Source organism: Pseudomonas sp. CFBP 8772, assembly GCF_014841665.1.
Taxonomy (GTDB): domain Bacteria; phylum Pseudomonadota; class Gammaproteobacteria; order Pseudomonadales; family Pseudomonadaceae; genus Aquipseudomonas; species Aquipseudomonas graminis_B.
The window spans coordinates 44,457-62,571 of record NZ_JACYUI010000009.1; the positions used below are offsets into that span (position 1 = coordinate 44,457).

General features: G+C 52.3%; 16 protein-coding genes. 8 read left to right on the plus strand and 8 right to left on the minus strand.

Translation table 11 applies throughout. The annotated features are described in order from the left end of the window. Positions 1-46: 46 nt before the first annotated feature. Together IFT99_RS18275 and IFT99_RS18280 are read right to left on the minus strand one after the other, a co-directional pair. Entirely contained in the window at positions 47-637 is a 591-nt protein-coding gene (locus IFT99_RS18275) for a hypothetical protein (RefSeq protein WP_192134108.1), read from the minus strand. Next, the gene (locus IFT99_RS18280) at positions 627-1,769 is read right to left on the minus strand and encodes an XRE family transcriptional regulator (RefSeq protein ID WP_197986032.1); all 1,143 of its coding nucleotides are present in this window, start codon (positions 1,767-1,769) and stop codon (positions 627-629) included. Before IFT99_RS18280 ends, IFT99_RS18275 begins: the two co-directional genes overlap by 11 nt. Before the next feature lie 284 nt (positions 1,770-2,053). Between IFT99_RS18280 and IFT99_RS18285 the strand changes: the two genes are divergently transcribed. Then, a complete protein-coding gene (locus tag IFT99_RS18285; protein WP_122236242.1) occupies positions 2,054-2,983 on the plus strand; it encodes a bacteriophage abortive infection AbiH family protein in 930 nt (309 codons plus the stop codon). Positions 2,984-3,023: 40 nt separating this feature from the next. On the opposite strand, the gene IFT99_RS18290 is transcribed toward IFT99_RS18285, so the two are convergent. Together IFT99_RS18290 and IFT99_RS18295 are read right to left on the minus strand one after the other, a co-directional pair. Beyond that, positions 3,024-3,887: a hypothetical protein gene (locus IFT99_RS18290; protein WP_234697548.1), complete on the minus strand. Its 864-nt coding sequence runs from the start codon at positions 3,885-3,887 to the stop codon at positions 3,024-3,026. A gap of 393 nt (positions 3,888-4,280) precedes the next feature. After that, positions 4,281-4,556, minus strand: a complete 276-nt coding sequence (locus tag IFT99_RS18295) for an ASCH domain-containing protein (RefSeq protein ID WP_197986033.1) — start codon at positions 4,554-4,556, stop codon at positions 4,281-4,283. Between the two features lie 425 nt (positions 4,557-4,981). Here IFT99_RS18295 and IFT99_RS18305 point away from each other — a divergent pair, with 425 nt between their 5' ends. From IFT99_RS18305 to IFT99_RS18320, 4 genes are all read left to right on the plus strand, one after another. After that, positions 4,982-5,161, plus strand: a complete 180-nt coding sequence (locus tag IFT99_RS18305; RefSeq protein WP_057427499.1) for a hypothetical protein — start codon at positions 4,982-4,984, stop codon at positions 5,159-5,161. 27 nt (positions 5,162-5,188) lie between these two features. Then, complete coding sequence (locus tag IFT99_RS18310) at positions 5,189-6,802, plus strand: hypothetical protein (RefSeq protein WP_192134110.1); 1,614 nt, start codon at positions 5,189-5,191, stop codon at positions 6,800-6,802. A 117-nt stretch (positions 6,803-6,919) separates the two neighbouring features. Further along, on the plus strand, positions 6,920-7,078 hold the full coding sequence (locus tag IFT99_RS18315) for a DUF7740 domain-containing protein (protein WP_192134112.1): 159 nt from the start codon (positions 6,920-6,922) through the stop codon (positions 7,076-7,078). A gap of 352 nt (positions 7,079-7,430) precedes the next feature. Next, positions 7,431-7,664, plus strand: a complete 234-nt coding sequence (locus IFT99_RS18320) for a DUF7706 family protein (protein WP_057426415.1) — start codon at positions 7,431-7,433, stop codon at positions 7,662-7,664. A 118-nt stretch (positions 7,665-7,782) separates the two neighbouring features. On the opposite strand, the gene IFT99_RS18325 is transcribed toward IFT99_RS18320, so the two are convergent. Beyond that, on the minus strand, positions 7,783-8,943 hold the full coding sequence (locus IFT99_RS18325; protein WP_192134114.1) for a DUF3800 domain-containing protein: 1,161 nt from the start codon (positions 8,941-8,943) through the stop codon (positions 7,783-7,785). A 269-nt stretch (positions 8,944-9,212) separates the two neighbouring features. Here IFT99_RS18325 and IFT99_RS18330 point away from each other — a divergent pair, with 269 nt between their 5' ends. Then, positions 9,213-11,801, plus strand: coding sequence for a UvrD-helicase domain-containing protein (locus IFT99_RS18330; RefSeq protein ID WP_192134116.1), 2,589 nt, complete (start codon positions 9,213-9,215; stop codon positions 11,799-11,801). Positions 11,802-12,085: 284 nt separating this feature from the next. On the opposite strand, the gene IFT99_RS18335 is transcribed toward IFT99_RS18330, so the two are convergent. Both IFT99_RS18335 and IFT99_RS18340 read right to left on the minus strand, forming a co-directional pair. After that, entirely contained in the window at positions 12,086-13,990 is a 1,905-nt protein-coding gene (locus tag IFT99_RS18335) for an ATP-dependent nuclease (protein WP_192134119.1), read from the minus strand. Positions 13,991-14,020: 30 nt separating this feature from the next. Next, positions 14,021-14,776, minus strand: coding sequence for a response regulator transcription factor (locus IFT99_RS18340; RefSeq protein ID WP_057426409.1), 756 nt, complete (start codon positions 14,774-14,776; stop codon positions 14,021-14,023). A 110-nt stretch (positions 14,777-14,886) separates the two neighbouring features. On the opposite strand from IFT99_RS18340, the gene IFT99_RS26505 reads away from it, so the two are divergent. Further along, positions 14,887-15,630 carry an SDR family NAD(P)-dependent oxidoreductase gene (locus tag IFT99_RS26505; protein WP_269059404.1) on the plus strand — a complete coding sequence of 248 codons (744 nt, stop codon included), beginning with the start codon at positions 14,887-14,889 and terminating at the stop codon, positions 15,628-15,630. 1 nt (position 15,631) lies between these two features. After that, positions 15,632-15,862: an SDR family oxidoreductase gene (locus IFT99_RS26510; protein ID WP_269059405.1), complete on the plus strand. Its 231-nt coding sequence runs from the start codon at positions 15,632-15,634 to the stop codon at positions 15,860-15,862. 115 nt (positions 15,863-15,977) lie between these two features. On the opposite strand, the gene IFT99_RS18350 is transcribed toward IFT99_RS26510, so the two are convergent. Then, positions 15,978-18,089 carry a hypothetical protein gene (locus IFT99_RS18350; protein WP_192134132.1) on the minus strand — a complete coding sequence of 704 codons (2,112 nt, stop codon included), beginning with the start codon at positions 18,087-18,089 and terminating at the stop codon, positions 15,978-15,980. Positions 18,090-18,115 lie beyond the last annotated feature (26 nt).

Here is an 18,115-nt window from a genome sequence, read left to right on the forward strand (position 1 = left end):
CAAGAATGTGCTACTGGATAGACGGCTTCGATATCTGCGAAAGCGTTCAACACTGGCCACCACCTGACAGTGCGTTCCGTATGCATTGCAAAGCCAAGAAGTAGGCGTCCTCAAGATGGCGTGCGAGACTGCCTTTCATCTCGCCATGCTGACTGAGTACGTCGGTATGGTCGGCATCGTCGAGTCGTCTTTTAAAAATCAGCCAGCTGTGGAGATGTGGGGTTGTCTGGGTGGGATGGCTTCCCGCTGACGCCGAGAGTTTCCGAGCGCCCTGGTCGTCGGTAAGGACAGCAAGGCCTCGGCTCATAGCAAAAGCAATCGTCGATAGTTCACCTTTTCCGAGGCGCTTGCGATCTTGCAATTGGCTGATTGCCTGCAGATCGTCCAGGCTGCATGCGCTCACAGGGAAGTGACCACTCTTTTGAGCATCAATCAACCGACGTTGAAGTTCACGGCTCTCATCGGTGGGCGCCGTCCTCGGTTTCACAAGGGCTTCGTATTGCACAAAACCAGTGACGCAGAAATGGCATTGTGCAGCGAGTGCTGCCCGATACAAGGTTGGGGAAGACAGCACATTCCATACGGCACAGGTATCAGTGACATTGATGAGATGAAAACGAGACGGGTCAATGGCCATTGCGAGATTTTCCGTAAAGGCTGAGCAGATCGTGGAGTTCATCCGAATCACAAAGCAGTGCTTCAGCAAGACGACCGTGGGTGATCAGCCCTTGGCTCGCAGCCTCCATGCAGAGGACGACGTAACTATCGGATAGCCCTTTCGCCAGCAGCCTGGACTTACGGTCGCGTTGATGCGGCGTTAGCTGTGCTGGCAGTTCGGGATCGATCTTTAAATCCCGTTGCACGCGGTGGGACTTGATGCGCTCGAATGCGCTGTCGCCAACCAGCCCCTCAGACTTGAGGCTCACGGCCAACGCAAAACAGCTGACTCTCAGCTCTTGAGCCCAATGCTCTATTTCCATCGACGTCCAGCCCTCAGGATTGGGAAGCTGACGGAGGACTTCTGGCGGCATTATATAATGCGATGCAAACGTGTTGGCCCGCAGCTCCAAATAATCCCCTTTGGGAGTGCGGGAGTACGTGATGCTTGGGCCACCTGAAGCATCGAATAGTGCGTGAGCAAACTCATGTGCCGCACTAAATCGTTGCCGGTAGATGTCCTCGCTGTAGTTGACCAGAATGCACTGTCCGGCGGTGGGGTGATCCAAAAACAACCCAGAGATGCCAGAATTTCCGAGCTGTCGCCGGAATACGTGCACGCCGGTTTGCCTGATTTCCTGGTAAACATCTCGGGGTACTGCATTACTGCCATGTTGGTTGAAGCGTCTAAAGGCTTTAGCTGCCTGAATCCCATCAGTCTTGAAGTGGCCAGACGCAGAGGATGGATCGAATGCCCGATGCCTGATGTTCAGCTCTTTCATCAGGAAGTCTTCTGTTTCGCAGAGGTACAGAAATTCCTGAATGGCCCTGCGGTCGTCCTTCGTGAATTCATCACCATGTTTGCGATACAGGATGTCAGTCTGTTCAAACGGAGCCAGCGATTCATTTGAAATGAAAAACTTGAAATCACAGCGGTAAAGATCAGCCAGGATGAGTACCTCATCACCCGAGGGCTCAGTGACTCCTGACTCGATTGATCGTAACCGTTCAAGTGGAATCAGGGCGGCTGCACTCACCTCTTCTTGGCTCATCGCGAGCTGGTCGCGGTAGCGAGATAGCTTTGAACCCAAGGCATTTAGATTGATTGCCATAACCACCCTCCTGATCGGGGATCTCAATCCTAAACGTGTTACCACCCACCTGGCTATCAGAGTCCTGGTTAGGGAGTGATCATGAACACAACGCCTGCTAGACGTTACATTTGTCAAAGGTCGGCTGTTGCGTTGCTCAAGGTTTGAGTTTGGTGATAGGCCTCAACAGCAACTTGGATTCCAGGACGACATCGATGTCGAGATCGGGCAGTGATCAGCGACCGGGCTGGCCAGGCCCCAGTCCTTGAGCAACACTGGAGCCTATCCCTGCTGCGGTCATACCTATGCTCACCAAGACCCTTTACATCATCGGTAACGGCTTTGATTTGAACCACGGGTTGCCGACCGGCTACGGGCATTTCAAGGCCCACGTCAGAGACCATGATCGCGAGGTCTACGACTGGGTGGAAGAGTATCTGCCTGCGGGCGAAAGCTGGGCGGATCTGGAGATGGCCTTCGCCGAACTCGACACCGACCACATCGTCAGCAGTCTTGAACACTTCATGGGATCTTACTCTGACGATGATTGGAGCGATTCTGGCCATCACGATTTTCAGTATGAGGTCGATCGAGTGGCAGGCGGACTGGGAGGAGCTCTTCAGAAGCTTTTCGCTGAATGGGTCAACACCATTCAGATCCCTGACGCCCAGAATGCTCTAAACCGACTTACCGGGCTGGACATCAACGCCACCTTTCTGACCTTCAATTACACCAGCACGCTCACTCGCGTGTACCAAGTACCCACCGAAAATATTCTGCACATTCACGGCGAATCGACAGACGCTGATTCCGAGCTCGTACTTGGGCACGGCTGGGGCCCTGCAGAACGGACATCGCTGTTCGATGCAGTGAATCATGAGGACTCTGATCACCGCCTCATCGAAGCCATGCAGTCCCTGGACGATTATTTCTCAATCACCTTCAAACCTTCCAACGACATCATCGAGCGCAATACTGATTTTTTCGCAGGTCTGGCAGAGGTTGATCAGGTGGTGGTGCTTGGACACTCGCTCAGTCCCGTGGATGCCCCTTACCTTTCCGCTGTAGTACAAGCGTTAGAACACAGGCAGGTGTCGTGGACAGTCGCCACCCTGCCGAATGATGACTTAGGAGAAAAAACTGTTCTCCTGAACGCCGTCGGTGTCCACCCTGAGCGTATCCGTTACAAGCTGTGGAGCGAGTTTCACGACGTCTCGCCTAACAAACAGCTGTGACGCCGTCAGCGAATAGCCGGCTAGTTCAAGTAGCCCCGAGCTAGACGTCAACTCCCCAAGCCCGAACCTTATCCCGAAGCTCCTCACGATGGACTTTATTCTCGGCATGCCCTAGGTAATGGGTACCAACTAGCTGGTTGAATTCAGGCCGAACGCCAGGAGTGATCAGGGGCCTGCCTTGCTTGAGTCCTAAATGGATCTCGATGTTCCGATAACTGAGCTCATCGCTATCGTCTGGTGTGACGTCATCCTGAAACAAGTCGAGGAGATCCTTGAACGGATCCAAGAGAACACTCCTCAACGCGAAAATTGTCCTTCCCTGATGCATCTGGCCCAGATGCCTATAGAAGAATGACGTGACGCCAGCAGCGCAAATGTGTGCCCTTTCCTTCGGCGATGGATATTTGGGCGATAGGCCGGCAGGCACAAAAACATCGTCATAGACGCGACGCAATGCCCTGCCATACTGCGGTAACAGCGCATCCGGGCCAGCGGCCTCGAAGGCGGGCGTACGCAGTCGGCCAGCGATGATTGCCTTGACATTCGTACAGCGTGCCACAGCGGTGAACACGAGTCTGGTACCGAAGAAGTCAGCCCACATCTCAATGGCTTTGCTGTCGAGATCATCTTTATCTAAATGCTTGGTATGAGCGTTCGCCCAATGAGCGAGCTCATGGCCAGCAATAATCAGGCAATAAAACAAATCGCTGTGATCGCTCACAGTGCTGTCGGCGAAGCGATAGGAGAACTGCAAGGTTGGCTTGCCGCCAATGGGTATGACTTGGGCGAGCTGGGACGGGTCACCGTCGAAGTCACACACCACATCGGGCTGCAGATCGTCACGATGCATTGATTTGAAGTCTTCGATGAAAGCCGTGATTACGTCCTTGTTTGTGAGCGACACTTGGCACCTCCGTTTCGATGGAGGCCGATCTTCACCTGTTCCCACGCAAATCGCCAATACGGTCTTCAAAAGCGGGAGACAGAAACGCCCGGACTATCCCGCCTCAGCAATGGCTGCAACCGCTACCAACGCGCAGAAGATCTCATTTCTGGAGACAGGCTTTGGCTACGCTCAGCTGCTTGTGACCGGTTTCTGCCGGTGGTGAACGACTGAGGTGGGTCGGCAACTGCCAGGCAAGAACTCACAGTGCGCTGGTAAAATGCAATGCTCCACAGCACATCACCGAACTCCTCGTCCATGAGATGTGGTGGCACTGCAGATGCTGCGCCCCGCAGCAAACACCCGCCATGGCTGCTCACAGTAAGCGTCTGCTCAACACATCTTGCTTAATGGTCAGCGCTTGTCTGGAAGCAAGAAGTCTACCTCGTAAATACCGCGCGCCACTCGGATGGCCACTGAGTGTGTGACAGGCTTTAAGTCACTCAACTGCCATGCGAGGCAGCCGTCTTCAAAATAACCTGCACAGGCCGCTTGCATGTCAGCCAGGACGAATGGGCGCACGGCTTTCACGCGCACAATTGCGACGGCAATACCGTTATCGTCTTCGTCACCATCGTTATGAAGAAACCTCCCGTTTTCGACAATCAGAAGATCCTCGAAAGGATCCAAGTCTGGATATCAACGACGAATTTCGAGGGTTTTCTCGCCAGAAGCGATTCGACCGCCACTGGGCCGTACAATTGATAAAGCCTTGATGGTTCTCTCCTAACAGTTGGGCGCTTGGAAAATAGTCGCCTTGATGGGATTCCACTCATGCGGCAGCAACTGATCGATTTCACTCGCCCGCTGCGTCGGCAGCCGCGTGAGAACATCCTTCAGCTAGGTGACTTGGCCGGACGGGTACGGTCAACGCACAGCCCAGCATTTCGTAAATCAGATCGGCAAGAGCGCTTGCCTTGCGCGGAGCACCGCGTAAGCCGAAAAACTCGTCGCCAGTTTCGACCTAGAACCATCAGCCCTCGCTGGATAACCTGAATGCACTACTCACGGAGCCACCCCAGCCAGCCTGGAACTCCAAATTCAGGAGCATCACCATGAACCAGAAAAACCCCACCAACAAATCCTCAGGCACACAGCCATCGTCCTCTCAGCGGGCTCAGGCCAACCATCGTTCTGATACATCAAACGCCAACAAAGGTACGAAAGGTTCGAACATCACGAACTCCCAGGTGCATGGCAACCGGGGCAAACAACTCAATCCCAACCAACACTAAGCACTAACGGCGATCGAGGCATTACCCATGGAACGACTCTACACCTCCCCTACCCTCGGCGACGTCGCGCAGTACGCCGTTGCAGCGTCCGGCGTGATGCCTCGCAAAGCCCATAATCGTGAAGACGAGACCGAGTTTGATCAAGGCATAGCAAAGACCTACCAGAAGCGTATGCAGAGGTTGGCCAAGGAGGATTGCAATTTGCAGGAGGCGTTTGAAGATATCGCTGATCTGCTGACCGCTTCACTTCGCAGGTACATCCGCTGCCCCTTTTGGGCCCAGCAGGTTCAAGAGGTACTGAACGAGCTTTATGGCTCATATGCGTCGATGGTCAAGACCATGGGTACGACCATGACCAAACGCGATACCGCGCGATTCTTCTTGACCAGCTACGCCGTCGAAGTCGCCGTACGGTCACTGGCTCGAAACTGGGTAGTCTTTCAGGGATACATCTACGCAGCCCCGCAACCGATGGAACCGTGCTGGTTTCTGCCATCGAGTGTCGAGGGAAATATTTCAACGCCGCTGGATAAAGTTCTGGCTTGGGCTTATGCCTCCTGCGGCCTCACCCTTGCGACATTCCACGATCCAATCGGTGTAGTCGGCGATACCACACACCTGAAACAAAATGAGCGGGCAGCACGAAGCTGGAAAAACGCCAAGCACCTGCCGTCACTTCCCGCACTTGTGAAAAACCTTGAGGACTCGTTTCAGGCGCAGGCCTCGGTTAGTAACGCCGTTGATCAAAGGCTCCAAGACGGCATCATCACTTGCGCCACCATCGCGCGAATCATCACATTCATTTTGATGGATATTCAGGAGCGGCTGGGAACCGAGTATCTTCAAGACATCACGCGCCAAACTCGCCTTTACTTCGGGTGGATCAAGGAAGAAATCACCGAGTACCTAACCCAACTAGATCGGGAAGTCGTGGCGGCTGTCTCAGTCAAACCTCGCGCGTACACCCCACAAGAACAAATTCAAATCGAAGCCACGGAACGAGTTGAGCTTGGGATCAGGATGGGCCCGCACTTCTGGGGACATTTTGAGGGCAAACTCCAGAACGCGAATGAGCTGTTGCTAAGCAATCAAGATAGTCGAGGTTACGTCCCAGACAAAGTCGTGCAATGGATTGAAAAGAGATACGGATCCTACGCTGCAAGGATTCGCTCGGACGCGATTTCTCGCTGGAGCGTAGATAAGCCTGAACATTTTGATCACTACCTCCAGCGTGCCCTTGCCATGAGAAACAGCGAAGGTGTCACGCTGGAGGCTGTGGATGCGCTGTGCGAACAGATGAGACTGGCGGGGGTTGCCGAGCGCCTTCCATGGCTTATGCACTGGCTGAAGGGAATAGTGTGCTATCGGGCTGAAGACTTTGCCTCTGCGTCCCCTCACTACACTAAAGCCTTTCAGCTTGCTAAGTACTCCGCTGGAGACCTGCAGTATTTGTTGGTCAACCAATACCTGGAGGTCATGGCCAAAACTAAGCAATGGAGGCAATTCAAACAAGGTGCACGCTGGGCAGGTTATCTGGATATTCCCGTCCGCTGGCTGCGTGACAAGGAGCCCACAGAGCAGAACATTCGCAATAGCTACGGCATTCTCGGACTTGAGAAAATCCAATACGCACGCCTGTAGTAGACGCGCTACCTCGATCATGGCTCAATCTTGTTATCTGAGTGCCAGAGCATTGCTCACAACATCACGCGGGGCACTCGCCAATGCGGGGTGCGAATAACATCCACAGAGCCTGATATGAACCTCAGCCATGCGACACTGGTTTTGCTATTAGCCGCAAAAATCCACGGCACGGATGCAGGTGTGAGGGCGGCAGCGAAGAATGTGGTCAAAAAATTGCCCCGTAGTCAGAGCGACCTCATCTACTGGGTAATCGACAGCAAGCAGCCACTGTAAATGGTCAGGCAGATGGCGTTGAATCTTGACGTTTGATTATCTTGATTATCTTGACTCGCTTTGACGACAGAGTGATACAGGGCGAACGACCGCCCTGCATCCACACATTTTGATCAACCTGGCCATCGAATCGATGGGTAGTCGCTCCACCAACGGTGCCACATGTTGCCCCACCGCGCCCAGTACCCTCGCGTAAGCCCGCTCAGTTTAAACTGTCCGCGCTCTTCCCAGTCTCTCTTACCCCCTACAGACACTCTTGGCCTAAGCGCTTTTGGAGTGGTCAGCTAAGCTATTGAGCAATCTCATTGGCTGAACACGCCAAACTACCACTGGCCAAAAATGGAGCCTCCCTATGAACAAGCCGACCCAGCCCAAAGACGTCACCGTGACTTTCGGTATAAACGGCCTCCAGGCGGATGCCGATCTGAGCCAGGAGGAAACCTTGGCACTTGCCCAATTCTTTAAACGGCTCGATTGGAGCGAAGTACGTGGGTGCGCAATAGATGATAACGAAGCCTATACAATTCGAGCCGCTGTCGGAAAGCTGCAGGATGCCCTGGCCCGTGGTGGTTACGCACCACGCTGATCCTTTCGGTATGACCTAAAAAGCTAGCCGCCTCCCCGCCCGATCACCACGACCACTTTGGCTAGTGCGGTCTCAGCGATTGCTACAGACAAAGCAATAGAGCCGCCATAGGACTCGCCTATAACGCCTCAAGCGACAACAACAGCTTCCTGATCTCTGCGAATTGGTCTTCCGCCAAGATGTCGTATTCCCCGACGCTGCTGAGCCGGTAGACATCCCGAGCCTTTTTGACCCGATCAAGCAGCGGAAGAATCTGGCTCGATGCAAGCTCCAGAAAATCGTTTATGTCAGCGCGTGTTCGAGGGATCTTGTACCCCTTCGTAGCGGAGGCGATGATTACATCGCAGTCCCGCAGCTTCGCGATCCCACTTGATCTGATCTTCTGATCGCCCAGCCCAGGGAAGCCTCTGTCCGCCAGATGCTTGGCGATGTCGTCAGTGGAGACGTACTCGTCGCTGACAAATTCGCTTCGAAAGCGCAGGTAATCCAGGATGCAGAGTGGTAGCCGCTCCTCTTCGCTTGGATGCTCTCCAATCTTGGCGAGAAACAAATCTGCCTGCTTCAACGCTTGCTGGTGTACTCGGTAGTCCGCATGCGCAGACTCGCTCATTGGTGGAGGCAGGAAAGGCTGAAATTTGGGTGGCCACTCCAGCAGCCCCAGAGTGCAGTTACGCAGGATATTCTTGTAGACCTCCACTACCTCGTTCGAGGCTTTGCCTTCGTAGATATGGGCCACAGTGCCGGCGAAAAAATCAGCCACCTGGATCAATACATCGCTCTTGCTGCTCTTGGTCTGAAACGCCGAGTCCCCGAATAGGTCATTGGCGTACCGCGCTGCAACGTAATCCCGCAAGCTCTCTTGGAATTCCGGCCCGCCGTGCTCGTCGACGGTCATATGGAGATCTTGGCAATGATTGAACAGGCGTTCGTACAAGAGGTTATTCACGCTTTTGATGAAGGACTGCTTGAATTGGTTCCCACCGTCCTTGTACACACGCCTTTTGTCTACAACCGTGAAATAAAGCTTTAGGGGCAGCTCAGCAAGATCGACAAGGATCTTCCGGCGACGATCAGAATCCTTTGCTTTGAGCTTGCTGGATTTGATCTCGCCCGTTTGAAAGTGTTGTGCCCGTAGAGGCTCCGCAAGCTCATAGGCTCGGGGCAGATCTTTTTCGGTGATGATGATCGAGCAGATCACGAAGAAGCTTGAGCTTCCCGATTTCGACGTGTTCAGGTCGTGATTGCCTGACTCGTCAACGAATGCGAACGTCCTTCCCACACACCTACTCCATCAGTCAAAGCGCTCAGCGCAGCTCTGAGCATACTACCTGAGTTCCAGACGCCAACAGTCATACGCTCCGGGGCCCTATAAGACCAAGACCCTCTACATAGAGCGTCATTTGCGCAGTCCTTGATCTGCCCTCGTAACAAAATGATACCCTCCGTACGACCTGAAATAGGGCTGAAGCGCTCGTTGGCCAGTGTCGCAAAAATCGACACCCACATTCGGCACTCGTCCTCGTCGAAAAAAATGGAGATTTACCGCAAGTGGATGCTAAAGATTCCAGCTCGCCAGTTGATGAGCTACCAGAGCCATCCTTACCGAATGGCATCTTGTCCCGGATGACCAACCTGATTCTCGATGCAGCAGGTATATGCCAATTATCCGCCTGGAGAGCTGGCCGATCCGCCGGACGCCATGAAGGCTATCGGGAGGGGTGGAACGCTGGGCAGATTTCGGGGGTTTCGACTGGGGACGAAGCAGGACACTCCCGGGGGCTTCACGAAGGGCATGAGTCTGGGCATGAGAAAGGTCGAGCAGTGGGGTATGACGAGGGCCGCGCGGAGGGTCTTGAAACCGGCTATAAAGCTGGATTCGATGAAGGAAAACTGATCATTGAACTGCAGCCCGGGCCAGCTCCGAAGATTGATGCTCCGGGTATCAGGGAGGACGTGCTTTTCAAAAATTGGCGCTTCCCGATAACAGATGAACTGGAACAGGAGATTCGATCAGACGTAGGAGCCAGGCTACCGAATCAGCCTCCCTCAGCGGATCAGTGGAAGATGATCCTCTCCAAGACGCCTACCACGTCAGTTGTTGCCGGCGCTGGCAGCGGCAAATCTACGACGATGGTATTGCGGCTCTTGGTCTTGCGGCACTACCTAGGCATTGATTTCTCCAACCTCACCGTAGTGACCTTTACGGTCGAGTCCAAGAAAGACTTTGCGAACAAGGTCAGGGAGGTTTTCAAGCTTTGGGGCTATGACATATCCCATGATGACTCACTGAAAATTGTCCGCACCTTCCACTCGCGGATCCTTTCGTTCGCTCGCTGCCTTCCTGGGATGGCGAGCGTGCAGCCGTTCGAGTTTTTAGAAAAGGATGGGAGCGCGAAGGAAAAAGGCTCGGTGTTCCAAGTGAAAATGGGTGAGCCCCAGCTTGAGCTGATGAATAAATGCTATATGCGGCTGTACGACAATAATCCCGAATTCAAGGCGTTGATCGGCAAACTGTATCGCCACGCATTAGCGATGGAGAAGGTCAATGCAGACAGCCCCGAAGCGTTGAAAGCCCAACGACAAGCTCGTGACCTCGCGAAAGCGGACGAAGACATCTGCGATACCTTAGAGAGGCTATGGCGTGGTGCCGGTAAATGGCCGATCGACGGGATTGAGCCTTCGCGCAAGGTAATTCAATTGCTGGGACACGATTTCCAAGTCAACGGATACATCCCGGAGCTTGATGCTTTCGTTATTCTTGGAGTGGACAAGTCAGAGTCCCAAGATTTGAAGGCAAAGGAAGGACGTTTTCCTTACCTGAATACGGATGTCAAAAACAAACGAATCCTCTTTCAGGCGCATTGTTCCCGCCCTGTAATCTATCTCAAAAGCTACGTCGACTCAGCCAGCTCCATCGAGGCGATCAAGAGCCTAGTGAACACGTGCCCCAAATTCACCTACAAGATCGAAGGTGACATTTCTCCTCAGTACATCACTGAAGCTTTCTACAGCGCTGCGTCGTACATGGAAAATCTGGGCTTGGACGTCTTCGAAGCCATCCGGGCGATGCGCTTGCCGAAGGGCGATGTGGATCGAGATTTCTTCCATGCGTTGGCAATCTACTGGAATGATTTTACCCGGATGCTGTTCAACATGACCCCGCCGGTGATGACGTTCAATACCATGTTCGCCATCTTCAGCGAGCGTAAGCCGCACAATCTCAAAGCGCTCTCACCGGGCGTGCTAAAACCCATGACGACTCTGCTTGTTGACGAGTTTCAGGATGTCGGCGCCAACACGATATCGTGGATTCGTGCGACGTTCGCCGAGATCGAAAGGCGCAATTTGACAGTTCCCACCAACGGTTCACCAGCCTACGCTTCGCTTATGGCAGTAGGTGATGACTGGCAAAGTATCTACGGCTGGCGAGGTAGCTCTCCTCACTACCTCATCGATTTCGACAGGGTGTTCGAGTCGCCTGAGCCAAATCAGGTGCTCATGCAAGAGAACCATCGATCCCACCAGATGGTGATTGATGCAGCAGAGGAAATTGTGAAACGTACCCTTGGAGGCGTTCCCAACAAGCAAGGGGTTGCGAAAAACAATTCCGTAATAAAGCACCAAGTGCCAGTTGAAGTCCGGGAACTGAACTGGAAGCAAATCGCTGCTGACGTTGAACGACATTACCTCGCCGGAGACTCCATACTCGTCTTGACGCGCTCAAACTCAGTGAAGGATGAGGCACGCGACGAACTTGAGGAGTTGCTTGATAGGGCAAGGATGGAGAAACGCTCCAGCCAGATAAAATTCCTTACCTACCATTCAGCCAAGGGTCTCCAAGCAAAAGCTGTATTTCTACTCGGTGACTGTGACCTGAAGACTTCCTCGCCCTCAAAGAACGACCTATACGCGCAGGCGGGTCTAAATCGGGTAGGAGACCCGTGTGGATATGACACCGCGCAGGGCGAGGAAGCACTCCGTACGGCATATGTAGCGATCACTCGCGCCATCACGTACTGCTACTGGTATCTGGATGATGAGTCGAGACCGGCAATTCAGAGGGCCAGCCGACATATCCAGTCGGCACAGCCGTATTGGAATGTAGTGAAGGCGCCCGTCCCTAAATCCAAGCCATGAAAGGTAGAATGCCCCACCCCAGGTAGTCAGGAAATGTGTGCCGGCGAGCTTTTGAGTACGCGCCAGTTCATTCCGAATGGGCCTCCTGGCAGCGTGAGCCTCAACACAACGCGACAAGCCTGATTTCTTTCACCGATCAGACCCTTGCCCAGGCTGAGGTTTGCGCTCAAATCGAGCTGGACGCCTGCCACAATGCCCGGCGCCCATAGACTCCTCGTGACGCCACCTGCTCCCCGTAGCAACGCATTAGACTGTCTGCAACGCCCCTAGGATGAACTCTTTGCTCAGGACGCATTCGCCCGACTTATGAACTTAACCATGTCGTCAAGCTCGCGCGAAAACCCCCAGAGCATGTCTTCTGGCGTCAGGCCCTCCAACGTGAGAGCGGCCCTCATCATTGCCACCTTGTTGGCCTCTCCCCATAAGCTTTTGCCATGAACATGAATTTTCTCGACGCCGTCTTTGACTTTCAATGAGGTGACACCGGCGCTCTCAAAAAAAGCCTGCAGGGCCTGGTGAAAAGGCTGGTATTGCCCGCACATAAAATCATCCACTGGCAGAGTTGCTTCATGGTCTGCGTATCCCTGCCAGCACGAAGACGCTGCGTGGAGCAGCGCTTTAGGTGGGAGATAGTTTTCAATCTCGCGCCCTTTGGTAACGCAAAATAGGGCAGAGTCCGCCCGGCTGCCATTCAGTCGATCCACCTCAGCTTTTACCGCCCGTGCACCAGGCTTCAAATGCTCAGAGCCGTTACCCACCACTACCCCATCAAGATCTGAGTCGATGGCGATGATGATGTTGCGGCAGATACTGAGTGCATCAAAGGCCAACTCGCGGTGCTCATCATCCGCAACGCCAAGGTACGAAATCAGCCCACCCCCATAATGCATGATTGTGTAATGAAACCCCTCCTCCAGATCCAGTCCCTGCAATGCATGCTTAAGCCAGTGCCGGTAGAACACGAGCTCCGTAGGGCCTTCAACCCAAAGCACGACATTTGCAGTAAAAAGGGTACGAGCAGGTTGCACGCCCAGTGCCTCTAGCAGAAGGAAGCCATCCTTGCGACTGGTCACCTCTCGAACTTGAAGAGTCGTATTCTCTGCGTCCTCCTCGTAGGAAGCATCGCACCTGTAAATCTTGCTATCGACCGCGAAAATAGGAGCAAACTCTAGCGCATGTGTAGCAATCAGAAATTGCCGTGGATCTTGTTGAATGAGATCCAGGATTCTGATCCGACGGGTCGGGTGCAGCCCATTCTCGGGCTCGTCCCAAATTACGAAGTCTGTATGGTTCAGAAAATGAGTCAGACCAAAGTATGCAAGTGAGACACGGGTGCCGGACGATGCCCTGCGGTAGTCCACGCCATCAATGGATAAGCATTTCTCGCCATCAACCTCATGAAAATCTACCTCATGCTGCAGAAGGTGGTTCAACGTCGCATGAGCAGTGCGGAATTTTTTCTTCTCGGCTGGTTTGCCGGACTGCTGCTCGCACATCCGATTGATGAAGTCTGGAATGACGCCCTCTAGGTTCTTGGCCGAATCCACCCAAACCGCTGCGGGGAAACGGGTGTTGCCCAGAGCTTCATCCAGCAGCTTTCGGTTGACCTCCTCCGTCACAGTGCCCGGCTTTATGATCTCGCATTGCATCGCCACCTCAAGATCAATTAGGTACTTTTCGTGCGCTTGCCGGAGACGGTCGAGCTCCAGCCTGACACCTTGGTTACTTTGATTCTGATTGAGTTGAGCCTGTGCTTCGTCTATACGTTCCTCGGTCTGCTGTATAGTATTCTGCAAATTCTCGATTACCTCAATTTTCTTAGCAGATACAACATGGACTTCTGACTCGGATTTAATAGATTCAATAAAAAAATCAGTATCATCGCATTTAATTCTTAAGTGCAAAGTATCTGATACTATCTCAAGCAAGTCACACATGGCATTGGCGAGAGTTCGATCTTGATCCTGAAACACCATGTCAACTGAAGTGAACATCAGCCAGCTTGGAACATCACCAATCTCACCGCATATGGTCTTGCGCGACAGGATATCAAGCGCCTGCTTCATCACTAACAACGCAGTGGTTTTCCCAGCCCCATTGGGCCCGACAAAAACATTCACCTTTTCAAAATCCAAGCACAGCGTTTCTACACCCGGCAACCCATGAAATACAGCACTCCGAAGCCTCATTTATACTCCACGAATATTTAGATTAAACTATCAAGCACTGATCAAGAAACTCGCAAACAATTCGGACTGAGTCTTGATGTTCAATTTGCTATAGATATGCCGGCGATGCGTCTTCACGGTATCAACCGAGATCGCCAAGCGGTCGGCGATTCCCTTGCTCGAATGGCCACTGAGCATTAGTTGGCAGATATCGAACTCCCGAGCGGTCAGCGCTGCTCGCAATCCATCAAGGCCATCTGTCGCTGGTACCTCCACTCGCTCCTGAGCTTCATACGCAACGCGCTGACGCATCAAGGAAATGACCCATGGCTGGATCATGGCCAAAGCACCCATTTCCTCGTCTGTGTAACTCCGATGCGAACCGAATGACAGGCACACCAACCGATTGCTATCCAGCTGACAGTTGAACTGGACTTCATCAGCAACGATGTTGAGGTGAAAGTAGCGCTGATAGTACTCCGTGTCTTCAAAACAGTCGGGGGCTACATCTCGCAGCTGTATCAGCCCGCTGCGGGGAGTCTCGCAGTTTACGCCGTAGAACGGGTCAATCGGATAGATGCCTTTCAGGTAATCCTGAAACAGCGGGTCAGGCCCGCCGCCTGGCGCAGAGGACTCGGCCAAAAGATGAGGCCTCCCCTCCTGGAAGAGCAACGCCACCCAGTTGTCGAAATGAAGTACGTCGGAGATCCGTCCAACAACCGCTTGCCAAAAGCCTGGGCGGTCAATGCTGTCTATCAGAAGACCGACTGAGCGATGCCATGCGATTTCTGGAAACGAGGGGGCCATTGTCACTCCTTGGGATTACCCACCACGTGTGATTACCGTCATGGTAAGGGCAGCCCATAATAGCCCAGCGTGAAGGCGTTTAGCCCGTTCAGAGTGCTTGGAGATTTGGAATGAAAGTCGAGTTGGCCCAGATAAAAGGTCGAGATGGCGACACCGCATACAACTTGACCAGGGCGTTGGAGGTGATCGCTACCTGCGCGGTCGATACCGAGCTGCTGATCCTCCCGGAAACCTACATCACCGGGTTTCCGACCAAGGACAACATCGCCATCCTAGCTGAGCCTTTGAATGGCCCAAGCATTCAAAGCCTGCACGCTGCCGCCAAACCCATGATCCAGGGACGACACATTGGGCGGGTAGTTCTTGTCTCCGGAGCAGCGAGTGGCATCGGAGCAGCGATCGCGCTGCGGTACTGCGAGGAGGGTGCATCTGTTGCCCTGCTCGACAGAGACCCTGAGAGTCTCAAAGCCCAGGCCGATGCCTTCATAAGCCAAGGCTTCACAGTCGCCTACGCCATTGCCGATGTCGGAAACTTCGAGCAATGCCAATCCGCTTGTACGCAATTGGGAGCACAGCTGGGGCCGATCGAAACATTGATCAACAACGCAGGCATCTCTCCCAAAAAAGATGGAAAACCTTGCCCCATCTGGCAGATGGAGCCGAAGGAATGGCTCAATGTCGTAGACGTGAATCTGAACGGCTCTTTCAACCTGGCAAGGCTTCTGACGCCCTCTATGGTTGAGAAACGCTTTGGCCGAGTGGTGAACATGTCTTCCGTAGCGGGCAGCGCTTACCTTCCGTTGGTGGCCAACCAAAGCTGCGGTAATTGGGCTCACTCGTCATCTGGCGGGTGAGCTGGGTGAGTTCGGGATTACCGCCAACGCGCTCGCGCCAGATCGCATCGAAACCCCACTTCTCAAAACGGTCTCCGCCGCTGCGAACGAAGCGGTCGTCGCCGAAACACCAGTTCGTCGATTGGGACAGCCTTGGGAGGTAGCAGATGCAGCCTGCTACCTCACGGCCCCCGAAAGCGGATTTATCACTGGTCAGGTGCTTGATGTGGCTGGCAGGTGGCTAATGCGATAGCGGTTATGTTGGGCACCGCGAGAAGGTGGTGCTCAACATGTCTATTCAAGTGACCGTACTGGTCAAAGCAAGATTATGCTCGATACTCTGCATGGCCCTGCTCGTATTTAAATACCTATTTGTTTGACACATCGGGCGCCTCTAGCTTCGCCAGCTTCATAGCGTCTTCGTCAACATCTAAAACACCGGAAAAAAACATAGAGCCTTCAGATGTATAGTGCGCATACTTATGATATGTAAAATGACTTGCAATCAGTTTTAATTGAGGAGGAAACCCCAGATACTCCAGCAACTCCTCCACGGTTGGTTTCTCACCCACCCACAACTTATGTAAAACTTTATTGACTTTCTTTTTGCCATCGACGTAGCTGAATTCAGAAATATTACACTCCTGAAAAAACTTACCAATCAATGAGAAGTCAGAAATATATACACCATCGATAGGAGGACTGGAATAGGTGAACGAATTAAGAATTAATGGTATTAGTCGAAACTCTGATAGATCTCGCCCAAACAAAGATTTTACGATATCAGGCTTAAGTTTAAGCCCGATCTCCAACCGTTTTATCTGACCGATAGTTTCCGATAGAAACTGGGCATATCTCAAAGCCTTAACGGCGTTATTCCCGGATATTGACGTATTTTTACATTCAATCAACAGCAATGCATCATCAACAACAAGGAGCGCATCATACTCGAATGGCACGCCATCAATATTAAATTTAGCCCCCTCACAGTCATAACCCAACTTATTAAAAAAGGATATTACTTTCCCCTCGAACCCCTTCCCCTTTTTGGCGGAAATCTTTGACTTCTTAGACGAGTCCCGCTCACTTCTGGGCATTCCTTTCTCGCTTTTCTCAAGCTCGATGTCAAGCGTGCTCAACTTGGATGGTATAACCACAACCAAATTGGCGGAAAGCAGCGCCTGAGGCAAGAACGAATACTTACCGTCTTCTGAAACAATTAGCGGGGAATCAAAAAGGTCTCGCCCATCCAGACCAAATGTTAAATGGTTGATCAGGATAGACGCGCTAGCTTCGGACAAATTATACGCCCGCAATGACGCCTTAAGAAAACCCTTATCCACTTGCACAAAGCTGGTGTCCGAAAATTCATTCTCTGCGACGAGTTTTAATACAGAGTACCCTCGCACCCACTCACAGAGTGTCAGGCCATGATGCTTTTCTTGATCATCTTTGATGTCGAAGGCGAATAGCTCACTCAGGCTGGCAGCGACTATAGCTTCGTCCTTGGAAATGTATCTATGTATCGCCAAGCCAGGCGGCGTTTCGCCCGCGCCCATGACGACGGCATCTATGTGCGGTGAGTAAAACATCCGGGTCATATTCTGGAACGCCCAAGAATGAAATCTTCGATTTGCTAGAAAATCTAATTTCTCGATATCACAAGGGCTACGATAAAAAACCTTCCTATCTTCAAAAGTCGCAAAAAAACTTTTGTCAAACAACTCCTCAGGCACTCCCCCATCTTCGAAGCTCGTGATTTCGCCTCCGAAAAATAGTGTTCTGTTAGCGGCATCCTCAAGAGCATCCCATGCCAAAGCGAACTGCTGAATGGCAGCCGCTTTAGACACATGATCTGCCGAAATTGTAGGCCTAGAAGGCGCGATAAGCTTCCCACCTTCAATCCAACCATTCTGATGAGCTAACATTTTCAACGTCAGGCCCAGAGTGCTTATTATCGAGGAAAATGCACCATCAATATTGACATCACCGCCTTCCTCATTTTTTACAATAAGCATCTCGGGCATAGCATAGTGGGCATTGCCGCCCACATTTTCTTGAATTGCCTGATCAATTTTATCATGAAAATGTTTCAAACCCTGAGAGGCGCCCTCGACTGCGCTCCACATCTGAATATCGACTGGATATTTGGAAATGTCACACTTCGGCAGCGTCGCACGTATTTTATCAAACTCACTTTCAATGGTGAGTATCTTCGCATGCTGCCCCTTGACGTACTCTTGGGCTTTCGCGAACTGCTGGGAAAATAATTTATCTCCTAATAACTGCGAATAGAAATTATTTCGCGCTTTTTGGCCACCACGAATACTATAAGATCCTGGCTGCGCAAACGACTCCTCAAAAAAGTCTAACATTTCATCTGAGGATAGCTTCGTCATGTTCTCAGTAAACAATTGAAAATCATATTTCTTTAAAGCAGTTCCTAACAGCTGACGAAACGATTCATTTTCAACGCTCATAATCCCCCACTTAGACTTTAAGATTT

Coding starts and splice junctions, on each gene's coding strand:
- IFT99_RS18335 (WP_192134119.1), bottom strand. CDS start 13,990: ATGAGGCTTCGGAGTGCTGTATTTCATGGGTTGCCGGGTGTAGAAACG.
- IFT99_RS18275 (WP_192134108.1), bottom strand. CDS start 637: ATGGCCATTGACCCGTCTCGTTTTCATCTCATCAATGTCACTGATACC.
- IFT99_RS18280 (WP_197986032.1), bottom strand. CDS start 1,769: ATGGCAATCAATCTAAATGCCTTGGGTTCAAAGCTATCTCGCTACCGC.
- IFT99_RS26505 (WP_269059404.1), top strand. CDS start 14,887: ATGAAAGTCGAGTTGGCCCAGATAAAAGGTCGAGATGGCGACACCGCA.
- IFT99_RS18315 (WP_192134112.1), top strand. CDS start 6,920: ATGAACCTCAGCCATGCGACACTGGTTTTGCTATTAGCCGCAAAAATC.
- IFT99_RS18310 (WP_192134110.1), top strand. CDS start 5,189: ATGGAACGACTCTACACCTCCCCTACCCTCGGCGACGTCGCGCAGTAC.
- IFT99_RS18305 (WP_057427499.1), top strand. CDS start 4,982: ATGAACCAGAAAAACCCCACCAACAAATCCTCAGGCACACAGCCATCG.
- IFT99_RS18320 (WP_057426415.1), top strand. CDS start 7,431: ATGAACAAGCCGACCCAGCCCAAAGACGTCACCGTGACTTTCGGTATA.
- IFT99_RS18350 (WP_192134132.1), bottom strand. CDS start 18,089: ATGAGCGTTGAAAATGAATCGTTTCGTCAGCTGTTAGGAACTGCTTTA.
- IFT99_RS18285 (WP_122236242.1), top strand. CDS start 2,054: ATGCTCACCAAGACCCTTTACATCATCGGTAACGGCTTTGATTTGAAC.
- IFT99_RS18340 (WP_057426409.1), bottom strand. CDS start 14,776: ATGGCCCCCTCGTTTCCAGAAATCGCATGGCATCGCTCAGTCGGTCTT.